The organism is Maledivibacter sp. (genome assembly GCA_025210375.1).
Taxonomy (GTDB): Bacteria; Bacillota; Clostridia; order Peptostreptococcales; family Caminicellaceae; genus JAOASB01.
This window is the reverse complement of record JAOASB010000022.1, coordinates 24,018-46,195: the sequence shown is the minus strand read 5'-3', so window position 1 is coordinate 46,195 and position 22,178 is coordinate 24,018. Positions and strand designations below refer to the sequence as shown.

Here is a 22,178-nt window from a genome sequence, read left to right as displayed (position 1 = left end):
TGAGAATATCATCTTTAATTTAATTATTTAAGATATAGCATATTCGGCGGTTCGCCTTCGTAGATACTAAAACTATATATAGTAGATAGCTTTCACAGAAGGTAATTATGCAATTTGCTCATTGAACAAAATTATTTATATTAGAAAAAACATAGGTCGCAAATTCAGTTATTTTTTTCAGCAGCCAAGGTCCCAACATAACCAATGTAAGAAATACCGCTAAAATTTTGGGTACAAAGGCTAAAGTAGCCTCTTGTATTTGCGTGGTTGCCTGAAAGATGCTTACAGCCAAGCCAACAAATAATCCTGCCAATAACAAAGGGGACGCAAGAATAATAATGTGATACAAAGCCTGCTGGAATAAATCCAGTACTAATCCTTCATCCATTTACATAACACTCCTAATTAAAGCCCAGCAAAATATGCTTTATAATTAAATTCCAACCATCTATCATGATAAAAAGCAATATCTTAAATGGTAAAGAAATCATAACCGGCGGCAGCATCATCATGCCCATTGACATAAGAGTACTAGCAACTACCATATCAACTACAATAAAAGGTATAAACAACAGGAATCCTACGGAAAAACCAGTTTTTAATTCACTTATTATAAAGGCTGGTATTAATGCTTTTGTAGGTATATCATCTATACTTTTTGGAACTTCTTCCCCAATGATATTTAGAAATAAAGCTAAATCCTTTTGTCTCGTTTGCTTGAACATAAATTTTCTTAATGGCTTTACAGCATTATCCGTAGCTTCTTCAAAGGATATTTCACCATTAGTATAGGGTTTAATGGCGTTTTCATTAATAGCATCAAAGGTCGGTGCCATAATAAAAAACGTTAAAAAAAGAGCTAGTCCAACCAATACTTGGTTTGGTGGAGTCGTTTGAGTAGATAGCGCTTTTCTTAAAAAGGATAAGATAATTATTATCCTAGTAAAACTAGTAGTCATTATTAAAATAGATGGAGCTATAGTTAAAATTGTAAGTAAAACAAGTATTTCTATACTTGATGCTACTTCCTTTGGATTCTCGGCTTCATCTATATTAAGACTAAGCTTGGGAATCGGAAATTCCGGCTCCGCATAAGCAGTATTAATAACCCCATTAATACAAAAGATGCTTATTATAATTACTGCCATTAATGTGATAATAAAATATTTCGATATTTTATTCATTTTTTCATCCTTACCTGTCTTTGAAATTCTTAAAACTGGAGAGTACATCACTGAATGACATATTTTTAGTTTTGGTTTCTTTTATCTCTAAAGAATCTAATTTATCAATTAGCTGCGCTCCAGTTTTACTTACATACATAAGATAAAAATGTTTATCTAATTCAATTAGAACAAGGGATTTATCAACTCCTAATGGCAATTTATCAATATACCTAATGTTCCTACTTGAATTTTGAATACTAAGCCCCCCAGAAACCAACTTGGTCGTGAAAAAGGCCAGTATTATTATAAAGATCGATGCAATTAAAACAATAATTGGATAGTAGCTTGTCATTTATACAAAACTTCTCCCTTCCCTTATCCAATAACCTTCTTAACAGCTTCAATAACTCTATCAGCTTGGAAAGGCTTCACGATAAAATCACGGGCACCTGCTTGGATTGCTTCTATAACCATAGCCTGTTGTCCCATAGCAGAACACATAACTACCTTTGCATCAGGTGATATTTTCTTAATTTCTTTAACTGCTTGAATCCCATCTACTTCTGGCATAGTTATATCCATAATCACTAGGTCTGGATTTAACTCCTTAAATTTTTCTATTGCCTTTTGTCCATTTTCAGCTTCTCCTAAAATTTCATAGCCATTTTTACTTAGAACATCTCTAATCATCATTCTCATAAATGCTGCATCATCAACTATTAAAATTCCATTTGCCATAATATTTCCTCCTTTAAATTAACTAGAAATTATTTATACGTCTTTGTGGATTAATAATATCTGTAACTCTAATACCATAGTTTTCGTCAACCACTACTACCTCGCCTTTTGCAATCTGTTTGCCATTAACAAATATATCTAATGGCTCACCCACAAGTCTATCTAATTCTATAACAGTTCCAGGTCCAAAATCAAGGATTTCGCTTATTTGCTTAGTTGTTCTTCCTAATTCAACGGTAATACCTAAAGGTACATCCTTTATAAGCTCTATATCACTATAAGCATTATATCCTTGGCCTTCATCATCAAAACTTTCAAATTGCAAGGGTTGTACATTCACTGGATTATTATGAGCATTTTTTTCAATTCTAGGATTAACATTTGCATTTGTTTTCACATTATTAGATCTAGGCTGCTTGACAGTATTCTGATTAGGTATATTAACCGCCTGAGGACTTTCTTCTACCCTAGTATCTGATAATTCACCCATATCATATTGCTCTGGACTAGGGTCAGTATTACCACTTAATAAAGGGGCCACTAATTTTTTCGCAAATTCTATGGGAATAATCTGCATTATTTCACTATCAATCAAATCTCCTACAGTCATTCTAAAGGCAATTCTAACAATTTTTTGACTGCTGTCGATTCCCAAATTATCATACTTCTTATTGGGTAAATCAACGGAAAAGGCATTTGGTGGAAGAATATCAATCTTCTTGCTAAATATTTCGGAAAGAGATGTACACGAAGAACCAATCATTTGGTTCATAGCTTCTCCAATGGCACTTAAGTGAATATCCGTAAGATCTTGAGAAACGTTTTGTCCATCGCCTCCCATCATCAGATCAGTAATTATTTTTACATCTTCCTCATTTAATATCAGTAGGTTGAAACCTTCAATCCCTTCTCTATACTTTATCATGACAGCTACACATGGTATATCATATTCACCAGATAATTCATCCAAGGATGTTATAGAGACTTTTGGCGTGGTAATAGTGACTTTTTGCCCTAACAGTGTAAATAAAGTAGTGGCAGATGTTCCCATGCTAATATTACCTATTTCACCTAAAGCATCTTTCTCATCATCAGTTAATGCATTTCCTTCTTCAATATCAGAAGTAGTTCCCTTCAGTAAAGCATCTATTTCTTCTTGAGAAAGCATATCAGCCATCTAGTCATCTCCCTCCTCTTTGAAGTCACTAATTTTTATAGCAACCTTCTTCTTTTTGATCCCAGGCTTGGCAGTAAATTTATGTTGTTTTCCTACTACAACCTCTATATCTTCATATATTTTCCTATCCAATTGAATGACATCTCCTGGCTGTAAATTTAGGAAATCACTTACAGTAATACTTGCATTACCTATAATTGCTCTAACATTTACATATGTTTTTTCTAATCCAAGCTTTATAGCATCCTTTTCTTCATCTGTAATATCCTTATTATTGTTTGAAAACCAAAGTCTAGTACTTAATTTTGGAATTATTGGTTCAAGGACATAATAGGGAATACACATATTTAACATTCCTTCTACCTCTCCGATTTTTATATTCAAAGTAACTAAAGCTATTATCTCATTCGGAGATACAATCTGAGCGAATTGAGAGTTTGTTTCTATTTTTTCCAAAGAAGGATTCAAACCAATAATATTTTCCCAGGATTCAACTATGAGTTTGTTGATTTTTATAAGAACCCTCTTTAAGAGAGTTACCTCGATCTCAGTAAAGCCACGGGTTTCTTTAAGTAGGCGTCCATTCCCTCCTAAAACTCTTTCGATCATGGTAAAAGCAATATCTGTAGAAACATCCATTATTATCTGTCCATTTAATGGCTCAAAATTAATTATTCCAAGTACTGCGGGGTCCGATATGGAGTTGCTGAATTCATGATAAGTTAACTGTTCAACTGAAAGAACATCTATTGTAATCAATGTTCTAAGATAACCAGATAAAAAAGTATTTAAAAGTCTAGCAAAATTTTCATGAATAATTTGAAGTGTACGTAATTGATCCTTGGCAAATTTATCAGGTCTTCTAAAATCGTACTTCTTTATCTTTTTTTCCTTTGTATCATCTTTGAATTCTTGGACATCAACTTCCCCTGTACTTAATGCTTGAAGCAGATCATCTATTTCACTTTGTGAAAGGACATCTGACAATTACGTCACCCCCAATACTATTGGATTATAAATTCTGTAAAATAGATATTAGAAATGGTATTAGTCCTAACTATTTCCGCTACCTTATTTTGTATATCTTTTCTAGCTTTTTGCTGCCCCTCTTTCCCAGACAATTCCTTTATGGTTTTATTTCTGAGAAGTTCAAGGATATCATTAGAAATTCTTGACTTACCTTTATTAAGGGTTTCAGCAAGCTGGCTATCCGTATATTCTATGGATATATTTATCTTCAATATACTGTTACTTTCCTTAATATTAGTATACATCTCATCAAGTTTAAACTCAAAATATTCAACCTTTTGCTCCTTACTTTCTCCTTTTTTATTGATCACTAGGAAGAAAACTAAAGTGAATATCAATGCTAGGACAAGCAATCCTATTAAGCTTAAAACAAGAACTTTCTTTAAATCCATACCTTTGTCCCCTTTTTATAAATTTGATTTCGTAAATTAATAATTCGGCTCACTTTTTTCATAATCCGAGTTTAATATTACTATATCAACTCTTCTATTTTTAGCCTTGTTTTTTGCATCATCATTTGGAACCACTGGATGGTATTTACTGTAGCCCGATACAACTATTCTTTCGGGAGTCATATCTGTACCCTCAATTAAAAATCGTGCTACATTAACAGCCCTTATAGTCGATAATTCCCAGTTAGTAGGGAACTTTCTACTACTTTTAATAGGATCTGAATCAGTATGCCCTTCAACCCTAATAATTTTGTCAGAAAATTGATCTTGTCTTAATAGTCCCGACATAAACTGCAAGGTTTCCTTCGATTGATACTTTAATTCTGCCCTACCGGAATCAAAGAGAACATTATCGTCAAACCTAATCAAAAGACCTCTATCATCAAGCTCAACTAATATCTTGTTTTCCAGCTTATTCTCCTTTAAATGCTCTTCAAAGCTTTCCTTAAGAGCCTGTAAATCCCTTATTTCCTTTAAGTTATTAGCTATTTCATCTTCAAGGTTCGAATTATTTACAAACTCAGTATCATCTAAGGTTTTACCACCTCTCATAACTCCTGCAGAACCTTGAAAGGATTCCATTATCGCATGAAATTTTTTTGAGTCAATTTCTGAAAAAGCAAACAACAATACAAAAAAGCATAACAACAATGTCATCATATCCCCATAGGTGGCCATATACTCTGGCACTCCACCCGGTTCTTCTTCTTGAGGTTTCCTTCTACTCATCTGCTAAAGCCTCCGTATCCTCGTTATCATTTAATGATTTACGTATTGAAGGTGGTAGGAAGGCTTTAAGTTTTTCCTCTATTATTCTAGGGTTCTCACCTGCCTGGATGGATAATAAACCTTCAATCATGATTTCCTTTAATAGGATCTCTTCTCTACTCTTTAGCTTCAATTTTTTTGCTATTGGTATACAAACTAAGTTTGCTATAATTGACCCATAAAGGGTTGTAATCAAAGCAACTGCCATACTAGGCCCTATTGAACTGGGATCATCAAGCTGCTTAAGCATGGCCACTAACCCTATAAGGGTCCCTATCATACCGAAGGCCGGTGCAAGGGTTCCCATGATATCAAAAATACTTTTCCCTTCATTATGTCTTTCCTCAAGGAAAGCTATCTCTGTTTCAAGTATATTTTTAACCAGTTCTGGGTCTGTACCATCAACAATTAGCATGACACCCTTTTGCAAAAAATCATCCTCAATTTCTTCTACAGCTTCCTCCAGTGCTAGCAGACCTTCTCTCCTAGCAACGTTGGCCAGATTTACTACCTTGCTTATAATTAAGGCAACTTCAAACATATTGTTTGCAAAGGCCTTTTTAACAACCTTTAATGTAGCTAAAACCTTTTTCAGCGGAAAAGCAATAAAAGTTGCTGAAATTGTTCCCCCCAATACTATTAGCAATGAAGAAAGACTCCAGAACCAGCCTAGCTCACCGGCATCAATTATTCCCCATAGAATAAGTACAATACCTGCTATCATTCCTAAGACCGTTGATAAATCCAATGACTACACCTCATTTCTATGATATTTTGTATCGGGGACATTCTCTACAAAAATCCTCTTCTTATATTCTAATATTTTGACAATAATCTCGTCAATACCTTCTTTTACTACAATTTTTCTTCCAGTAGTCATGGATACGACAGTATTGGGCGTAGCCTCTATAAACTCTATTAGGTCTGAGTTCACAGCCAAAACCTCTCCATTAAGCCTAGATACATATATCATATAAATCATCCTTTAAAACGGGACTGTCCCAAAGGACAGTCCCTTGAGTTCATTATCAAAGGGGATTTCAAAATGAATTAAGTCCCTCAATTTGAAATATCCCCATCATTTACCTATTTATCTTTTGAGGTTAACAAGCTCTTGAAGCATCTCATCGGTAGTAGTGATTATCCTAGAGTTAGCTTGGAATCCCCTTTGTGTAGAAATCATATCTGTAAACTCCAGTGAAAGGTCAACATTCGACATCTCCAATGCCCCCGGCGATAGATCACCAAAGCTGCCGCTTGATGGAGTACCATACTTAGGAGTCCCTGAGTTAGGTGAATCTACAAACATGTTGCCGCCTATCTTGAGAAGACCAGCTGGGTTATCGAAGTCTGCCAAGCCTATTCTAGATAAAATCTTCCTTTCCCCGTTTGAGAAGATACCAACTACCTCTCCATTTGGAGATATGGTGAAATCGTTGATCGTTCCAGCTGAGTTACCGTCTACTGCAACGCCCTTGGCATCTGAGGTATTGCTAACTTGTGTTAATAATGGCTTGCCATTAGCATCTTGGAAAGACGAATCATCAATAGTGATCTTTAGGGCTGCCGCTCCAGGTACATCTAAAGTTATGTCCTGAGTAGTAATTTGTGTAGGGGTACCATCTTGTATTTGGGAAAAATTTCCAGACGAATCAAACTGAATATACCTTTCTTCACCTGACTTTCCAAATAAAACTGTTCCTTTTTCATCTTTTATCTCTATTTGTCTAGTACTACCAAGAGTCGGTGCTGTAGTTGCTGCAAAATTCGAGAATTTTATAGTAAATGTATGTACATCACCCAAACTATCATATACATCTACAGTCGTTGTATATTCTGAATCATTTAAATTTATATTCCCTTTAATCTGCATCTTGCTTGTTGGAGTTGCAGCCTTTGTCTCAGACTTATTGATCTGTATAGGCTTTAAATTTTCATCCAATACCTTGTACCCATTCGGTGCAACAAGATATCCTGCTCTGTCCACATTAAAGTTACCTGCCCTAGTATAGAAACGGTTTTGAGCATTTACATCATTAGATAGTATAAAATAACCATTACCATCTACCATTAAGTCAGTGGTATAATCGGTTCTCATGGTGGAACCCTTTGAATGATTTACAGACATTGAAGCCACATTAACCCCTAGACCTACCTGCTGAGGGTTTGTACCCCCTCTACCACCCTGGGGAGAACCTGCCCCCTTTAGGGTTTGACTGAATACCTCTTGGAATGTAACTGAGCTTCTTTTAAATCCAACGGTATTTACATTTGCTATGTTATTACCTATAACATCCATCTTAGCTTGATGTACTCTAAGACCTGAAACTCCAGAATACATTGCTCTCATCATAATAAATGACCTCCTTTATATTTACCGTAAATAATCTCCTCTATCAGTCAGAGATTGAAAGCCCCCTTATGGAAGGTCCAGCTTATACAATTACGGCTCCATCTATATTGGTAAATACATTTTCCTTTAATTGATCATCACTAGCGGCGGTGATGATGGTTCTATTCTTCACACTTGCAATAAATGCCTTGTTACCCATAAGTATGAGGGCCTCATTAACACCCTTTTCCTCGGCCTTCTCAACCCCTACATTTATTCTGCTTATATCTTCACTGCTTAGGTCAATATTTCTTTTCCTCAATCTCTCAAGGGCATGCTTGGAAAATTTTACATCCTCGGGCCTGCCAATTCCATGAAGTATTTCTTGAAATGATTTCTTGGGAGTATTATATTTAACAGGGGATTTTGAAATATTGCTTTGATTTATTATCAAATTATTATTAAATCTTACTCTATCCAAGTATTCACCTCCAATGGCATCAATCCATTAACTATTATCACCATAACCTTTAATGGCTTTATTGATATTTATTAATTGATTTATTACTTCTTTGTCCTTATTTAGGGATTCATTTTGATTATCATTTAAACCCTTAATATCCTTAGTGAGCTTATCTAAACCATTATTAATATGATATAGGCCTTCATTAACATTTTTGCTTTGTCCATTTAAGGCTTCATTGATTTTATCCAGTATGATATTATTTAGCTGAACATTTTTATTAACCTCCTGCATTTGTTCCAAGGAGCTAAATTGAGCCATTTGAGCAATGAATTCCCTGTCCTCCATGGGATTAAGGGGATCTTGATTTGACATCTGAGCCACCAGCAATTTCATAAACAGATCCTTATCCATTTTGTTGGGATCTTTATCTTCCTCTACATTGGCATTTCCATTACCTTCAGAGCCATCATCCTCAGATTTAACTGATACAACATACCTTTGAATATCAAACCCCTTTGTCTTAAGAGCCTTCTTTATATTATCAAAGTCAGAATAAACAGCATTTTTCACTATATGGCTGTCGGCTAAAAATTCAGCATATTCCACACCATCTTTTTCATAGACCTTTATAGATAATTCTCCTAGACTTTCCGGCTTCATCTTTATAACCATCTCGGGAGTCTTTTTGGAAAGCGAGTTTTTTATGTTCTCTGAAATTTGATTTACTATTTCAACATTGGATTCATCATCATCGGATTCAAGGCCCACTACGACCTTCTTTACTAAAAAGCCCTTTTCATTCAACATATTTTTCAATTCTTCCAAATGATCATTTAGTACATCCTTGACAACTTTATTTTCGGTTCCGAATCTAGCAACAGTAATACCACCCTCTACAGAAACCTTTATAGATAGATTACCTAGGCTGCTAGGTTCTAACTTGATAACTATTTGGGAGATGTCTTCTGAAAGTGATTCCTTAGCATTGTTCAATATTTGATTGAATAATTTAGAATCTTCATTAGATGCACCACCTGCTCTTCCACTATCGGCACTATAATAACTCCTATTTACTCCACTTATAGACAAGATGTATCCCTCCTTTATCCTAAGTAGTCAATTGAGGAAGTAATACTTTCAATCCTCTGCTGATTTGAAAAATATTTATCATCCTTTATTTCACTACTTCCTAGAGTGTTCTTCTTCGCTTTTTTCTTACTAAAATAGGAAAAACTGCTTTCTTGATTATCGGAATCCTTGTTAACAGATACGTTAAATTCCTTAATTTCAAAGCCTTTATCGCTTAAAGCATTTCTTAAATCCTCAAGATTAGATTCTATGGTTTCCTTAACCATCTGACTTTCCACATCAAACCTAGCAACCACAATACCCCTTTCTATGGATATTTTCATTGATAGGTTACCAAGGTTATCGGGCTTAAGCTTAAGAAACATCTCAGATACGTCTTCAGAAATAGAAAGCTTTGTACCTTCCATGATTTGGTTAAAAAGATTTTGATCTGGCTTTGGGGTACCGTTGGCGGATGCCTTGCTCAGTTCAACTAATTGAGGGTTTCTTGAGTTATCAACTTCAATATTCCTAAGGACAGCCATTTCCATATCATTATTATTTACAGCATTAGTATCGGTATTTAGATTTTTCCTTTGGGATAATCCAAACTGATTCTTTGACTTTTCTTCCATTGAAGTATTTGTTTCTCGCCCTTCAGAGTTTACCTTTTCTTCATTGGATAACTCCCTTTCTTCATTGGACAATCCTTTTTCTACATCACTACTGTTAGTCATATCTTGGTTTGGCAAATCTGGATTAGAACTGCCAGACTTAGAGCTTTGAACCTTTACTTGGTTAGTATCACCATTATTGGTTTGTATATGGGATTGATCAGAAGCTGAATCCATATTTTTTATAAGTTTTGACAATTTATCAAGCTTTTTATCAATCATTTCCTTAAGCCCTTCATTATGGATAAGCTCAGAACTGCTAAAAAGCTTCAAATCCACTAACAAATCCTTAAGTTTACTTAAATCAAGGGTTGAATCCATATCAAGTCCATCAATATTCAACGAATCCATGATGCTTTCAATTTGTTTGATTAAAGCTTTTAACTTCTCTCCATCAATTATATTATTTGATTGTAAAGTTTGTATTAAATTTTCAATTGCAATATTTAACTCATCTAAAGTTGTTTCCTCATTGGAATCCTTCGCTTTATCATTTTTCTTTATATCCTTAGCTTGATCTAAAGTTGTTTCTTCTTTAGAATCCCTAGAATCGATGGTATCCTTTGCTTTATCATTTTCCTTTATATTCTGAGTTTCATCTGCTTTTTTATCATCATGACTTTGTGAATCCTTAGATTCAATCTTTGGTTCTCTCTTACCTAGCTCCTTATCCTTCTTACCTTCTAATACCTTTTTGAAATCATTATTTTGATCCCTTAAAGAATTTTTCCTTACCCCATTGGTATTATTTGATTTAGCAATCATAAAATTATGCATAAATTGATTTTTATTCACATTCCCCTTCATCACTTTTCACCTCCTTAAAATGATTATATATATTAATGGCTAATAACCATTAATTACAGTATTATATATTTGGCAGTGATAGCTTCTTTGTAACATCTGAGGCCAAGGTATTATCTAGGTTAGATAATACAGCTGCTAATTTTCTTTCATTGAATTCCTTTAAAATTGTTAAGGCCAAATCTTCATCGCTTATGGATATACTTTCACCACTATTAAGTGTATATTTTCTAGTTGACGTACTGTTTCTTATCATCCTTTTTATAAGTTCAGCTATTTGCCTATCTTCCATTTTTTCATATATGGAAGTCAATTCCTTTACATTTTTATCAAAGTCCCTATAAATCTTATAGGCCTTCAAAAGATCCTCGGTTAATAGATCTTCATCGTTTGACAAAATTTCTCTTTCCTTAATCTCATTTACTAATTCATGAACAAAATTATCATCCTCTAGCTTTGCTAGAATTTGTGCCCCTTTTATAACTCCAATATTCTTATAAATAACAGCTAAATCATCTATCTTATAGGTAGCCGTATTACCAATAATGCTAACTAATTTTTCTGGATTTTCTGTCAAATATATTTCTGATGCATACTTTAGCTTTGATTCATTATCATTGATTGTACTTAAAAGAACTTTTATCTCTCTCTTCTTTTCATCATAGCCAAAATTATCAATTATTTTCTCCCTTACTCCTTCATCCATGTGCCTTAGAAGGTTAACTGCATTTTCAGCCTTAATACTTTCAAATATTGTGGCAAGTTCTGAATAAGTAGTTCTTTTTTCTTCAATATCAGCTTCTATTTCATTGATAGCAGTTATAGGTGTAAGGCTTTCAAGATATTTCGCTTTCTCAAGAATCTCATTTTCTTTTTCAACATCAATTTGTTCCACGGTTCTTAAAAGAACATCCTTCTTGACTAAGTTGTTTCGTATCTCATCCATAATAACCTTTGTTTTATTACCGTTAAGCTTTATCATGAGCTTGATAATGTCATTATATAGAACTTCGTCTTCATTCTTAATCAAAGTAAGCTTATCTATGGCTCTATTATTATCTATCTGGGTCAAATATTTAGCAATAGATACTTTTTGCTTGTCAAGCTCAGTCTTAGTGGGATATGATTTAAAATGCTCCCCTAAAGGTCCCGGTAACACCACTAGATATTTATTAGCCTCTAACCTAAAATTATCATTAGTATAGTATATAATTCCCACTATGATCATTGGCGTAATAATAAACACAATAAATATTACCAATAAGATTTTTCCAATTCCTAACTCTTTTTCTGTTTGATTTGTTTTCTTCTCCATATCCATCACCTGTGTATTAAGCTGTTTTTATATGTAACTAACTGATCAATACTTCTTTCTTCCACTTTTTTAAGTTCCATTTTAAATTCTTCAAGATTCTTTTCCTTTAATTTTTCCATTATCTTTTTCTCTTTTGATATCTTTAATAATTCATTTCTTATTGAGTCAATTTCCTTTTCTTTATTGAATATAACATTGTTTTGAAGGACTATATTATTATTTAAATCCTTTCTATAACTCTGTATATTTCTTAGGGTCATGAGCTTGCAACCCGACGAAGTCTTTTCCTTAATTATCTTAGTATATTGATCATCCTTAATGACCAGCGTATTTAACTTATGCTTTTCACGATGCAAAACATTATAGGATTCCCTTAACTTGTTTTTCACATTACTTTCTTTTTTATCAATAAGATCAAGGATGCTTTCATATCTAAATTTAAAGCCTTTCATAACAATCACCCTTCGTTATTATATCAAAGTAATATTTTCTAAGGTTCTTTGAGTGTCTTCAAAGCTAACTCTTTCATCTACTCCTTGCATTAACAATTGATTAAATAAATCTATTTTTTCAATGGCTATGTCAATCTTTTTATTACTACCCTTAGAGTAGGCACCTATATTTATAAGATCTTCTGCCTCCTTATAAATCGAAAGGTATTCCCTAAAAATCCTTGCAGCCTCCAAGTGCCTATTATTTACTATATTGGGCATAACCCTGCTTATACTATCCAAAATATCAATAGCTGGATAATGTCCTTTCCCTGCCAGCTTTCTGGAAAGGAATATATGTCCATCCAATATCCCCCTTACAGCATCGGTTATAGGCTCATTTAGATCATCACCATCAACCAATACCGTATATAGAGCTGTAATAGATCCTTTCTCAGAATTGCCCGCTCGCTCCAGGAGTTTAGGCAATACTGCAAATACCGATGGAGTATACCCCCTCGTAACAGGTGGTTCTCCAACAGCTAGTCCAACTTCTCTTTGAGCCATGGAGAATCTAGTCAATGAATCCATCATAAGCATAACATTTTTACCTAAATCCCTAAAATACTCTGCAATGGCAGTAGCTATATAGGCTGCTTTTGTTCTAACAAGAGCAGGCTGATCTGATGTAGCAATAACTAGCACAGACCTTTTTAAGCCTTCTTCCTGCAAATCATTATCTATGAATTCCCTTACTTCCCTACCACGTTCTCCAACTAAAGCAATGACATTTACATCAGCCTTAGTATTTTTTGCAATCATGCCCATCAATGTACTTTTACCTACACCACTACCTGCAAATATTCCCATCCTTTGTCCATTACCACATGTAAGCAGCCCATCAATAGCCTTAATTCCCAAGGGCAATGGCTCGGACACCTTATTTCTCATTAGTGGATTAGGAGGCATATTATCAACGGAATACTTCTTTTTGCAGATCAATGGACCCTTACCATCAATGGGATTACCTAATCCATCCAAAATCCTTCCCAAGAGCTGCTCACCAACATTTACTTGTAAAGCATGTCCCGTAGCAACCACCTTACTGCCAGGCCCAATCCCATTCATATTTCCCAAGGGCATAAGAAGAACTATTTCATCTTTAAACCCCACAACTTCTGATTTGATTGGTTTTGTACTCTTTAGGGGATATATGTAGCATATTTCCCCTATCTCTACAGCCGGTCCTAAGGATTCGATGGTCAGTCCAACTATTTTTGAAACCCTGCCGCTATATTTTATTAAATTTGCGTCATTTAAAACATTGAAATATTTATCTATCATGGACATAACCATCACTCACTTTTAAGTAATTCTTCATACATTTCTTTAACTCCATTAAATTGAGTTTCTATACTACTGTCAATACTTCCCGATGGCGTATCAATGATACAACCGCCCTTTTTCAAGGACTTGTCCTGAACAATTGAAATATCATTTATATTTTGACTTAAGGCTAATATCCTATCCTTAGAGCCTATGGCAAAATCATAATCCTCTACACTTACTCGTAAAACTAAATCTTCTGTAAAAGCACATTTCTCTAAGCCAAGCTTTATAAGCCCAAGTATGGTATCATGATTTTCCTCAACCACTTTATCCAATATTTTTTCAATTGTAGAGATAGTTAGCTTTACAATATCCTCTTCCAACTGTCCCACCAAAGACTTGGCATTAACCTCCGCTTGCTTCTTAATGGCTAAAGCCTCTTTAATAATGCTATCGGCTTTCCCCTTTCCTTCTTCAAAACCTTCTTTTATCCCTTGTTCAAAGCCATCTTCACGTGCCTTTTCCATTATCTCTTCAGACTTTTCATATGACTGGGAAAGAATTTTTTGTGCTTCTTCCTTAGCATTATCAATTGTTTCCTCATACAATCTATTCATTTCTTCAATTCTTTCACTTATTAAAGCTTCCTCTTCTTCAGCATTAGCTTCTACGCTATCATCGGCTAAAACTTCATCGTCATCCTTGCACAACTCATCACGTGGATTACTAAAGGATATATTGCTTAGTGGAGCTAAATTAGGTATCTTATATGCACTTTTATCAATAATTACTTGGGAAGACTTAAAAACTCTAGACAATAATTTCATCTCCTCCACCACGTGCTAAAATAATCTCTCCTGCTTCTTCAAGCTTTCTAATTATATTAACAATCTTTTGTTGGGCTTCCTCAACATCTCTAAGTCTAATAGGTCCCATAAACTCCATATCTTCTTTAATCATTTCAGCCATTCTCTTAGACATATTTGCAAATATCATATCTCTAACCTCTTGGGTAGAGCCCTTTAATGCAATAGACAATTCATTATTATCAACTTCTCTGATAAACCTTTGTACAGATACACTATCAAGGGTAATGATATCCTCAAATACAAACATTCTTTTCTTGATATCTTCAGCTAATTCTGTATCTTGTATTTCCAATGTCTCCATAATAAACTTTTCGGTACCCCTATCAACAGAGTTTAGAATATCAACTATAGTCTGAACTCCACCAGTTGTAGTATAGTCTTGAGTCACCATAGAGGATAACTTTCTCTCTAAAACATATTCTACCTCTTTAATTATTTCCGGCGATGTTCTGTCCATAGTAGCTATTCTCTGAGCTACATCAGCCTGTTTATCTTGAGGTAGCGAAGACAGAATCTGTCCAGCTTGACCGGAGCCTAGATACGAAAGTATTAAAGCAATGGTCTGGGGATGCTCGTTTTGAATAAAGTTTAATAGCTGACTAGCATCAGCTTTTCTGACAAAATCAAAGGGTCTAACCTGTAATGAGGATGTCAGCTTATTTATAATCTCTAAAGCCTTATTTGATCCCATGGCTTTCTCAAGAACTTCTTTGGCATAGTTTATACCACCCTCAGAAATAAAGTTTTGGGCTAAGCACACTTGATAAAACTCTTCTATTATACTGTCCTTCTCTTCAACGGGTATTTTCCTCATATTAGCTATTTCAAGGGTAAGTTCTTCTATTTCATCATCCTGTAAATGTTTAAATATTTTTGCAGATTTGTCAGGACCTAGGGCAATTAATAAAACCGCCGCTTTTTCACGTCCGGATAATCCCATTTTCCTTGTCATTAATAACACTCCTAATCTTCGTTTAGCCAGGATCTAAGTAGCTGTGCAACGGCATCTGGCTTTTTATCAACGAACTTTTCAATCTGATATTTATAACTTGATTTATCATTGAAGTCAACATCTATTTCTTCTACATCATCAATATCAACACTAGAATCATCCAGAATTTCACTAACTTCATTTTTTCTCCTTCTGATTCTCACCGCTGCAAATACTGCGCCAATAACAAATAAGAAAGCTATAATTCCAACACTTAAGAAAGGTATGTTATTAATGAGCCCCTGCTTGTCCTCACTGCTTATAGCAAGTAAATTTTCTTGATTAGAACTACTAAAATCACGTGCCATTACTTCTACCATCTTTGTTTCTAATCCTCCAGCTGCTGATACCAGCTTTATGAGCCGCGATTTATGTTCATCAGTCAATTCACCATTTTCTAAAGACTTTTTATTTAATATTATTGCAACTGTTATATCCTTGATATTACCTGATTCCTTTACAATATTTCTTCTAATTTCATTAAGTTCATAATTCACACTTCTATTTTCTTTAGAAAATTTAGAATCATTAGAATCTATTTCCTCGTACTCAGTTATAGCATCGGAATTAGAATCAGTGCCCGGAGGCCCTCCCTCAGCCGTATTAACAACTTCTTCCTTGAGTTCTTGCATACTTCTTATTAATCCTATGGTTTCACCTTCAACCGGTGCCCCAAATTCTTTAATATCAGTTATTTCTCTATCAAAATCCAAAGTGACATTCACCATTATGTCAACATTATCGGATCCATATATTTTAGTCAAAAAATCTTTAAGACTTCTTTCCAACCTATTTTTAACTGCTTGCTGCATGTCCATTTTTTTGTTTATGGAGTAACCATCAGCATCTGAACTTTCATCATTTAACATTTTACCCGTATTATCATGAACCGAAACATTATTCATTTCCAATCCTTCAACAGCATTAGCTACAAGCATTACTATTCCATTGACCTCTTGTTCAGATAATCTAAATCCAGGTTTTAAAGTCAATAGAATTGATGCCTTAGATTGCTTAATTTCTTCAGTTAAAAAATTAGAATTATCAGGTACCGTAAGTTGAACATAGGCTTTATTTATACCATCTATGGTTTCAATGATTCTAGCATACTTATTCATATCCGCCTGTAAATATTTTTTTCTTTTATCCTCATTAGTCATAGTCAACGTATTACTATTGAAGGCATCATCCCAAGTAATCCCATTTCGCGGGAATCCTTCAATAGCTAAATCCATTCTAGCTTTATTTAAATTTTCCTTTGGGACTGAAATTGAAGTCCCTCCATTGCCAGACTTATAGGGTATATTTCCTTCTTCAAGCTTTTGAGTAATCTTTCCAGACTCATCTAATTCTAAACCAGTATATAAAGTAACATATTTGGGCTTAGATATATAGAAAATCGATAAAGCTAAAGTTAACACCAAAAAAAAACTACCAAGACCAATTATTATCTTTTGTTTTTTATCAAGGGACTGGAAATATTCATTAAGTTGGTTTTGTATCTTTGCTATTGAATCCCCCATTTGTATCCTCCATTCATTGCTAAATAAATATTTGTATATAAATATTGCCAGATATATAGTCTATCACAGATTTTTTCATAAAAATTTAAAAAAGCTTCAGATGCACTATGGATAATCTGTGATTATACTTGCATTCTCATTATTTCTTTATAAGCATCCATGACCTTGCTTTTCACTTCAATTGCAAGTTGTAGGGCAATCTCAGCTTTTTGAGATGCAATCATGACTTCATGTATACTATCTACTTCACCAGCAGCAAATTTGAACCCCATTTCTTGAGCCTTAGTTTCATACGAGTTCAACTTTTCTATTGAGTCAAGTAAAAAGCTTTTAAAGTCACTATCGGGAATATTTTTGCTTTTATCCATATTAGCATTTAGGAGCTGTGAATTATATATATTAGATATCTTCATAGCTTACCTCCTAAGTAATTTTCTAACGACCTATTTCTATAGCCTTCATAGCCATACTTTTACTGCCATTTAAAGCAGTTACATTAGCTTCATAGGCTCTTGAAGCAGATATTAGATTAATCATTTCTGTAACAATATCTACATTTGGCATTAATACATATCCCTTTTCATTGGCCTCAGGGTGTCCAGGGTTATACACTTTTTTAAACGGGGACTTATCATCCTTAATTTTAGTAACCTCAACACCATTTCCTCCATTGTATCCATCTTTAGCTTCGCTAAGGAATTTAGAAAATGACTTACCCTCTTTTTCTTTAAATATAGGAACTTGCCTTCTATAGGGCATTCCACTACTTGTTCTAGTTGTATTAACATTGGCAATGTTTTTGGAAATCACATCCATACGCAGTCTTTCAGCTGTCAACCCCGTGGAACTTATATTTATAGAATTAAAAAAACTCATTTACCTACTTGCCTCCTTTAGAAATAGACATTTTTATTCTACTCAAATGGCTAGATAATTCACGAGTTAGTGCATTGAATTTTATGTAGTTTTTAGAAAACTCTGCCATTTCAACGTCTATATTTACATTGTTTTTATCTTTTCTAAGACTCGTTCCCATTTTCCTGGTGATTTCGGGCTTCAATGAACTAAAATCACTGTTTGATATATGGTTAACATGGGTCTTCTTTAATTTAATTGAGTTATCGCTGATATAATTCTTCAAAATAGAATCAAACTTTACATCTTGCCTTTTATAACCCGGTGTGTTAACATTCGCAAGATTATTTGAGATCGCTGTTTGCTTTAACCATGATGCATCCAGTGCTTTTTTATAAACACCAATGTTGCTATTTAATTTTCCTAACATTTAAGAACCTCCATTTTTTTTTCCAATATGTCATAATTCTACAAAAAATTCAAAAAACCTTTTTAATTTTTATTTTATTTTTTAAGATTTCATAATATTATTTTACATTATTTGTTATGATTTGTTAATCATAATCAAGTATATTTTAGAGTTTAATTACAATATAGTACTATTTGACTAATAATATTAGAAGAAATTTGTCGACATATAAGTTTCTAGTTCTAAAAATAAAAGTAAGCCTTTGATTTCCGACAGGTTTCGATAATCCAATTCTTTATTTATCAATATATTATCATAACAATATTGTAAGTATACCATTTTGTCGCATAAAAAAAAACAGCCAATTGGCTGTTATCTTTTAAGATTCTTTAATTCTTCAAGTAATTTGTCATTTAATATTTTAATGTGGGTTCCCTTCATACCTAATGATCTAGATTCAATAACCCCTGCACTCTCAAATTTTCTTAATGCATTTACAATAACCGATCTAGTTATACCTACTCTGTCGGCTATTTTACTTGCAACTAATAATCCTTCTAATCCATCTAATTCCTCAAATATATGTTCTACGGCTTCAAGTTCTGAATATGATAGGGTTCCAATTGCCATTTGAACTATTGCTTTCTTTCTAGCTTCTTGTTCAATTTCTTCGCTTTTAGACCTCAATATCTCCATTCCCACAACTGTAGCAGAATATTCCGCTAATATAAGATCTTCATCGGTATATGAATTACCATGTCTAGCCAGAACCATAGTACCTAGTCTTTGTCCACTACCATTAATAGGCACTATTGTAACAAGCTTGTTATAGCTTTCAATATCATATTTGAAGATTGCTAATAATTCATCCCCAGTAATATTGTATTTTGTTTCAGAAATTTTTAATAATTCCTCGTTATATTCTTGAGGAAACTTTTTATCATTTGTTTCTTTATCAACAATAACTGGACAATCCGATGCATCCGCTAGACTAACCCCTAATACCTTTCCTTTAGCACTTGCTACATATACATTTGCATCTAGTATTTCTCCTAATGTTTCACATAGCTCTGAGAAAGAAACAGGTGTATTTCCAGATTGTTGAAGTATTTTGTTTAGTCTCCTTGTTTTTTCCAATAGAGTTTTTGACATAATCTTCCTCCTTGTTGTATATAATTTTATATTCAAATTGCATAATTCTATCCAACTGAAAGTACCACATAATTAAACTTCGTTTATACTAAGGCACATTCGCCTTTTTCTACTGATAAGATTATTTGGTGTAAAGCTTCTATTATTAGTATTATGCAATTTCACCAATAAGTATTTACCTACATGGTTTAATATTTATTTTTCTTCTTCTTTGTATTTACAATCCTTATTTGAGCATTTTATTACTTTCTTATTTTTAGTATTATGGGTCACAAGAATTGATTCACATTCAGGGCATTTTCTATTAATTGGTTGGTTCCATGTCATAAAATTACACTCAGGATAATTGCTACAACCATAGAAAAACCTACCCTTCTTTGTTTTTCTCACAACTATATCCCCATTACAGCGAGGACATTTTACACCAGTTTTATTGATAATAGATTTTGTAAAACTACAATCAGGGTAATTTGAACAAGCAAGAAACTTTCCAAATCTACCATGTTTAATTACCATGAAGTTACCGCATTTTTCACAAATCTCATCGGTTTTTTCAGTTAAGTCAATCTTTTCGATGGATTTTTCTGCTTCTTCTAAAACCTTTTCAAAGGGTCTATAGAATTCATCTATAACTTCAATCCAAGGTATGTTCCCTTCTTCCACTTTATCTAGGTCTGACTCCATATTAGCTGTAAAATCAACATCTACAATATTTGTAAAATGCTTTTCTAATATATCATTAATAAGAATACCAAGCTCAGTAGGTTTAAGAGCTTTATTTTCTCTTTCAATATATCCTCTGCTTAATATGGTAGATATTGTGGGAGAATAGGTACTTGGTCTACCTATGCCCTTTTCTTCCATCTCCTTAACTAATGTAGCTTCTGTATACCTTGCCGGTGGTTGAGTGAAATGCTGTTTAGGGATAAGTTCTTCATTCTCAAAATCCTCTCCCACTTTAACTTCTGGCAATTCTTTTTCAGTTATTTTTGCAAAGGAATATACTTTAAGAAAGCCATCAAATTCCTGCTTAGTTCCCTTTGCTTTAAAAAGGTATTTATCATTGACTATATCAACATTATATGAATTATATGTTGCATCCGCCATCTGACTAGCAACAAATCTCTGCCAAATAAGTTTATATAAGTTATATTGATCATTAGATAACGAATTTCTGATATCTGTCGGAGTTCTTAGGGTGGATGTTGGTCTTATGGCCTCATGGGCATCTTGAGCATCCTTTTTATTTTTCACCTTGCGTTTTTGTTTGGCTAAGTACTTATCAGTAAATTCATCAATAATATATTTCTCTGTCTCAGCTCTTGCTTCATCTGATATTCTGGTTGAGTCAGTTCTTATATAAGTAATTAAACCAACTGTACCCTCACCTTCTATATCTATACCTTCATATAACTGCTGTGCTAAAAGCATGGTTTTTTTAGTAGAATATCCAAATTTATTTGAAGCTTCCTGTTGTAAACTACTTGTTGTAAATGGTAAATAGGGTTTTCTCCTTTTTAGCTTCTTTTCAACATCCTTTACTTTAAATAAATTATTTTTAATATCTTCAATTATGTTTTCCACTTGTTGAGCATTCCCAAGTTCTGTTTTTTTACCATCTATACCATAAAAACTTGCCTCAATCCTTCGTTCTCCATCTAAAGCCTTAAGCATCAGATCTATAGTCCAGTATTCCTTTGGTTTAAATTCTAGGATTTCTTTTTCTCTATCACAAATTATTTTTGTAGATACTGATTGAACTCTTCCTGCACTAAGACCTCTTCTAATTTTTTTCCATAGCAAAGGGCTTATGCTGTAACCTACTAACCTATCAAGTATTCGTCTAGCTTGTTGGGCATCCACTAGCTTCTTCTTTATTGGTCTAGGTTTTTTAACAGCACTTTTTATTGCCTTTGATGTAATTTCATTAAATTCTATTCTGCACTTTTGTTTTTCATCTATGGAAAGTATATTAGCTAAATGCCAAGATATTGCCTCTCCTTCTCTATCGGGGTCAGTTGCCAATAATATTTTGTCGGCTTTTTTAGCTTCTGATTTTAATTCCTTAATAACCGGGCCCTTTCCTCTGATAGTTATATATTGTGGGTCATAATCGTTTTCGACATCAATACCCAACTTGCTTTTAGGTAGATCTCTAACATGACCGATGGAGGCTTTCACTTTATAGTTTCTGCCAAGAAATTTACCTATTGTTTTAGCTTTGGCAGGTGATTCCACTATTACAAGAGTTTTTGCCATTTTTGCACCTCCGAAATTACTTCACAATGAAAGTTATTATATCAAAAAATTTCAACAATTTCAAAACTTATTGCAATTTTTTTTGTTAAAATTTTGTTACTTACTAATTAGTTTTACTTAACAATTCCATAATTTTGCCTTTTATTTAACAATTGTAGGATATAACTAAACTTTGATATTTGTCAACTGTTTTTTTATAACTTCTAAAATAGTATAGTCTAAAATAGTAATTATGTCTACATTTATATTATTATCAAATCATTAGAAGTATATTTTAATTCTTATTTTTTTATCAAGACAAAATTATTAACTATTTCTATTTAGTTTACCATAATTTGATTATGTTCTTTCATTGTTCTAAATATGGAATT

General features: G+C 33.5%; 25 protein-coding genes. All 25 read right to left on the bottom strand.

Annotation, left to right across the window (positions count from 1 at the left end):
- Window positions 1-118 precede the first annotated feature (118 nt).
- The 25 genes from fliQ to topA all read right to left on the bottom strand — a co-directional run bounded on the left by fliQ (window position 119) and on the right by topA (window position 21,807).
- Window positions 119-388 carry a flagellar biosynthesis protein FliQ gene (gene fliQ, locus N4A68_07100; protein MCT4564073.1) on the bottom strand — a complete coding sequence of 90 codons (270 nt, stop codon included), beginning with the start codon at window positions 386-388 and terminating at the stop codon, window positions 119-121.
- A gap of 13 nt (window positions 389-401) precedes the next feature.
- On the bottom strand, window positions 402-1,184 hold the full coding sequence (gene fliP / locus N4A68_07095) for a flagellar type III secretion system pore protein FliP (GenBank protein ID MCT4564072.1): 783 nt from the start codon (window positions 1,182-1,184) through the stop codon (window positions 402-404).
- A 10-nt stretch (window positions 1,185-1,194) separates the two neighbouring features.
- Entirely contained in the window at window positions 1,195-1,518 is a 324-nt protein-coding gene (locus tag N4A68_07090) for a flagellar biosynthetic protein FliO (GenBank protein MCT4564071.1), read from the bottom strand.
- A gap of 23 nt (window positions 1,519-1,541) precedes the next feature.
- Window positions 1,542-1,904 carry a response regulator gene (locus N4A68_07085; GenBank protein MCT4564070.1) on the bottom strand — a complete coding sequence of 121 codons (363 nt, stop codon included), beginning with the start codon at window positions 1,902-1,904 and terminating at the stop codon, window positions 1,542-1,544.
- Window positions 1,905-1,926: 22 nt separating this feature from the next.
- Complete coding sequence (fliY, locus tag N4A68_07080) at window positions 1,927-3,081, bottom strand: flagellar motor switch phosphatase FliY (protein MCT4564069.1); 1,155 nt, start codon at window positions 3,079-3,081, stop codon at window positions 1,927-1,929.
- Window positions 3,082-4,068: a flagellar motor switch protein FliM gene (fliM, locus tag N4A68_07075; GenBank protein MCT4564068.1), complete on the bottom strand. Its 987-nt coding sequence runs from the start codon at window positions 4,066-4,068 to the stop codon at window positions 3,082-3,084.
- Window positions 4,069-4,085: 17 nt separating this feature from the next.
- The gene (locus N4A68_07070) at window positions 4,086-4,502 is read right to left on the bottom strand and encodes a flagellar basal body-associated FliL family protein (protein ID MCT4564067.1); all 417 of its coding nucleotides are present in this window, start codon (window positions 4,500-4,502) and stop codon (window positions 4,086-4,088) included.
- A gap of 36 nt (window positions 4,503-4,538) precedes the next feature.
- Window positions 4,539-5,291: an OmpA family protein gene (locus tag N4A68_07065; GenBank protein MCT4564066.1), complete on the bottom strand. Its 753-nt coding sequence runs from the start codon at window positions 5,289-5,291 to the stop codon at window positions 4,539-4,541.
- Window positions 5,284-6,078, bottom strand: a complete 795-nt coding sequence (locus N4A68_07060) for a MotA/TolQ/ExbB proton channel family protein (GenBank protein MCT4564065.1) — start codon at window positions 6,076-6,078, stop codon at window positions 5,284-5,286. Before N4A68_07060 ends, N4A68_07065 begins: the two co-directional genes overlap by 8 nt.
- 3 nt (window positions 6,079-6,081) lie before the next feature.
- On the bottom strand, window positions 6,082-6,303 hold the full coding sequence (locus N4A68_07055; protein MCT4564064.1) for a flagellar FlbD family protein: 222 nt from the start codon (window positions 6,301-6,303) through the stop codon (window positions 6,082-6,084).
- Between the two features lie 117 nt (window positions 6,304-6,420).
- Window positions 6,421-7,683: a flagellar hook protein FlgE gene (locus N4A68_07050; GenBank protein MCT4564063.1), complete on the bottom strand. Its 1,263-nt coding sequence runs from the start codon at window positions 7,681-7,683 to the stop codon at window positions 6,421-6,423.
- 82 nt (window positions 7,684-7,765) lie between these two features.
- Window positions 7,766-8,143: a flagellar protein gene (locus tag N4A68_07045; protein MCT4564062.1), complete on the bottom strand. Its 378-nt coding sequence runs from the start codon at window positions 8,141-8,143 to the stop codon at window positions 7,766-7,768.
- Between the two features lie 27 nt (window positions 8,144-8,170).
- Window positions 8,171-9,217 (bottom strand): flagellar hook-length control protein FliK, encoded by a 1,047-nt coding sequence (locus N4A68_07040; protein MCT4564061.1) that lies wholly within the window; start codon window positions 9,215-9,217, stop codon window positions 8,171-8,173.
- Between the two features lie 14 nt (window positions 9,218-9,231).
- A complete protein-coding gene (locus tag N4A68_07035; protein MCT4564060.1) occupies window positions 9,232-10,677 on the bottom strand; it encodes a flagellar hook-length control protein FliK in 1,446 nt (481 codons plus the stop codon).
- 61 nt (window positions 10,678-10,738) lie between these two features.
- The gene (locus N4A68_07030) at window positions 10,739-11,989 is read right to left on the bottom strand and encodes a hypothetical protein (protein ID MCT4564059.1); all 1,251 of its coding nucleotides are present in this window, start codon (window positions 11,987-11,989) and stop codon (window positions 10,739-10,741) included.
- 5 nt (window positions 11,990-11,994) lie between these two features.
- The gene (fliJ, locus tag N4A68_07025) at window positions 11,995-12,441 is read right to left on the bottom strand and encodes a flagellar export protein FliJ (protein ID MCT4564058.1); all 447 of its coding nucleotides are present in this window, start codon (window positions 12,439-12,441) and stop codon (window positions 11,995-11,997) included.
- An 18-nt stretch (window positions 12,442-12,459) separates the two neighbouring features.
- Complete coding sequence (gene fliI, locus N4A68_07020) at window positions 12,460-13,776, bottom strand: flagellar protein export ATPase FliI (GenBank protein MCT4564057.1); 1,317 nt, start codon at window positions 13,774-13,776, stop codon at window positions 12,460-12,462.
- The gene (locus tag N4A68_07015) at window positions 13,776-14,567 is read right to left on the bottom strand and encodes a FliH/SctL family protein (GenBank protein ID MCT4564056.1); all 792 of its coding nucleotides are present in this window, start codon (window positions 14,565-14,567) and stop codon (window positions 13,776-13,778) included. The genes fliI and N4A68_07015 overlap by 1 nt, the downstream gene beginning before the upstream one ends.
- On the bottom strand, window positions 14,560-15,570 hold the full coding sequence (gene fliG / locus N4A68_07010; GenBank protein MCT4564055.1) for a flagellar motor switch protein FliG: 1,011 nt from the start codon (window positions 15,568-15,570) through the stop codon (window positions 14,560-14,562). Before fliG ends, N4A68_07015 begins: the two co-directional genes overlap by 8 nt.
- A gap of 11 nt (window positions 15,571-15,581) precedes the next feature.
- On the bottom strand, window positions 15,582-17,132 hold the full coding sequence (gene fliF / locus N4A68_07005; protein MCT4564054.1) for a flagellar basal-body MS-ring/collar protein FliF: 1,551 nt from the start codon (window positions 17,130-17,132) through the stop codon (window positions 15,582-15,584).
- 122 nt (window positions 17,133-17,254) lie between these two features.
- A complete protein-coding gene (gene fliE, locus N4A68_07000; GenBank protein MCT4564053.1) occupies window positions 17,255-17,545 on the bottom strand; it encodes a flagellar hook-basal body complex protein FliE in 291 nt (96 codons plus the stop codon).
- 22 nt (window positions 17,546-17,567) lie between these two features.
- Window positions 17,568-18,008 (bottom strand): flagellar basal body rod protein FlgC, encoded by a 441-nt coding sequence (flgC, locus tag N4A68_06995; protein ID MCT4564052.1) that lies wholly within the window; start codon window positions 18,006-18,008, stop codon window positions 17,568-17,570.
- 4 nt (window positions 18,009-18,012) lie between these two features.
- Window positions 18,013-18,417 carry a flagellar basal body rod protein FlgB gene (flgB, locus tag N4A68_06990; protein ID MCT4564051.1) on the bottom strand — a complete coding sequence of 135 codons (405 nt, stop codon included), beginning with the start codon at window positions 18,415-18,417 and terminating at the stop codon, window positions 18,013-18,015.
- 351 nt (window positions 18,418-18,768) lie between these two features.
- Window positions 18,769-19,548, bottom strand: a complete 780-nt coding sequence (gene codY, locus N4A68_06985; GenBank protein MCT4564050.1) for a GTP-sensing pleiotropic transcriptional regulator CodY — start codon at window positions 19,546-19,548, stop codon at window positions 18,769-18,771.
- Window positions 19,549-19,743: 195 nt separating this feature from the next.
- Window positions 19,744-21,807, bottom strand: a complete 2,064-nt coding sequence (gene topA, locus N4A68_06980; GenBank protein ID MCT4564049.1) for a type I DNA topoisomerase — start codon at window positions 21,805-21,807, stop codon at window positions 19,744-19,746.
- Window positions 21,808-22,178 lie beyond the last annotated feature (371 nt).

What these genes read in the sequence shown, in the direction of transcription:
- fliQ (MCT4564073.1), bottom strand. Translation starts at nt 388, where the DNA reads ATGGATGAAGGATTAGTACTGGATTTATTCCAGCAGGCTTTGTATCAC.
- fliP (MCT4564072.1), bottom strand. Translation starts at nt 1,184, where the DNA reads ATGAATAAAATATCGAAATATTTTATTATCACATTAATGGCAGTAATT.
- N4A68_07090 (MCT4564071.1), bottom strand. Translation starts at nt 1,518, where the DNA reads ATGACAAGCTACTATCCAATTATTGTTTTAATTGCATCGATCTTTATA.
- N4A68_07085 (MCT4564070.1), bottom strand. Translation starts at nt 1,904, where the DNA reads ATGGCAAATGGAATTTTAATAGTTGATGATGCAGCATTTATGAGAATG.
- fliY (MCT4564069.1), bottom strand. Translation starts at nt 3,081, where the DNA reads ATGGCTGATATGCTTTCTCAAGAAGAAATAGATGCTTTACTGAAGGGA.
- N4A68_07070 (MCT4564067.1), bottom strand. Translation starts at nt 4,502, where the DNA reads ATGGATTTAAAGAAAGTTCTTGTTTTAAGCTTAATAGGATTGCTTGTC.
- N4A68_07065 (MCT4564066.1), bottom strand. Translation starts at nt 5,291, where the DNA reads ATGAGTAGAAGGAAACCTCAAGAAGAAGAACCGGGTGGAGTGCCAGAG.
- N4A68_07055 (MCT4564064.1), bottom strand. Translation starts at nt 6,303, where the DNA reads ATGATATATGTATCTAGGCTTAATGGAGAGGTTTTGGCTGTGAACTCA.
- N4A68_07050 (MCT4564063.1), bottom strand. Translation starts at nt 7,683, where the DNA reads ATGATGAGAGCAATGTATTCTGGAGTTTCAGGTCTTAGAGTACATCAA.
- N4A68_07035 (MCT4564060.1), bottom strand. Translation starts at nt 10,677, where the DNA reads ATGAAGGGGAATGTGAATAAAAATCAATTTATGCATAATTTTATGATT.
- N4A68_07030 (MCT4564059.1), bottom strand. Translation starts at nt 11,989, where the DNA reads ATGGAGAAGAAAACAAATCAAACAGAAAAAGAGTTAGGAATTGGAAAA.
- fliJ (MCT4564058.1), bottom strand. Translation starts at nt 12,441, where the DNA reads ATGAAAGGCTTTAAATTTAGATATGAAAGCATCCTTGATCTTATTGAT.
- fliI (MCT4564057.1), bottom strand. Translation starts at nt 13,776, where the DNA reads ATGGTTATGTCCATGATAGATAAATATTTCAATGTTTTAAATGACGCA.
- fliG (MCT4564055.1), bottom strand. Translation starts at nt 15,570, where the DNA reads ATGACAAGGAAAATGGGATTATCCGGACGTGAAAAAGCGGCGGTTTTA.
- fliF (MCT4564054.1), bottom strand. Translation starts at nt 17,132, where the DNA reads ATGGGGGATTCAATAGCAAAGATACAAAACCAACTTAATGAATATTTC.
- fliE (MCT4564053.1), bottom strand. Translation starts at nt 17,545, where the DNA reads ATGAAGATATCTAATATATATAATTCACAGCTCCTAAATGCTAATATG.
- flgC (MCT4564052.1), bottom strand. Translation starts at nt 18,008, where the DNA reads ATGAGTTTTTTTAATTCTATAAATATAAGTTCCACGGGGTTGACAGCT.
- flgB (MCT4564051.1), bottom strand. Translation starts at nt 18,417, where the DNA reads ATGTTAGGAAAATTAAATAGCAACATTGGTGTTTATAAAAAAGCACTG.
- codY (MCT4564050.1), bottom strand. Translation starts at nt 19,548, where the DNA reads ATGTCAAAAACTCTATTGGAAAAAACAAGGAGACTAAACAAAATACTT.
- topA (MCT4564049.1), bottom strand. Translation starts at nt 21,807, where the DNA reads ATGGCAAAAACTCTTGTAATAGTGGAATCACCTGCCAAAGCTAAAACA.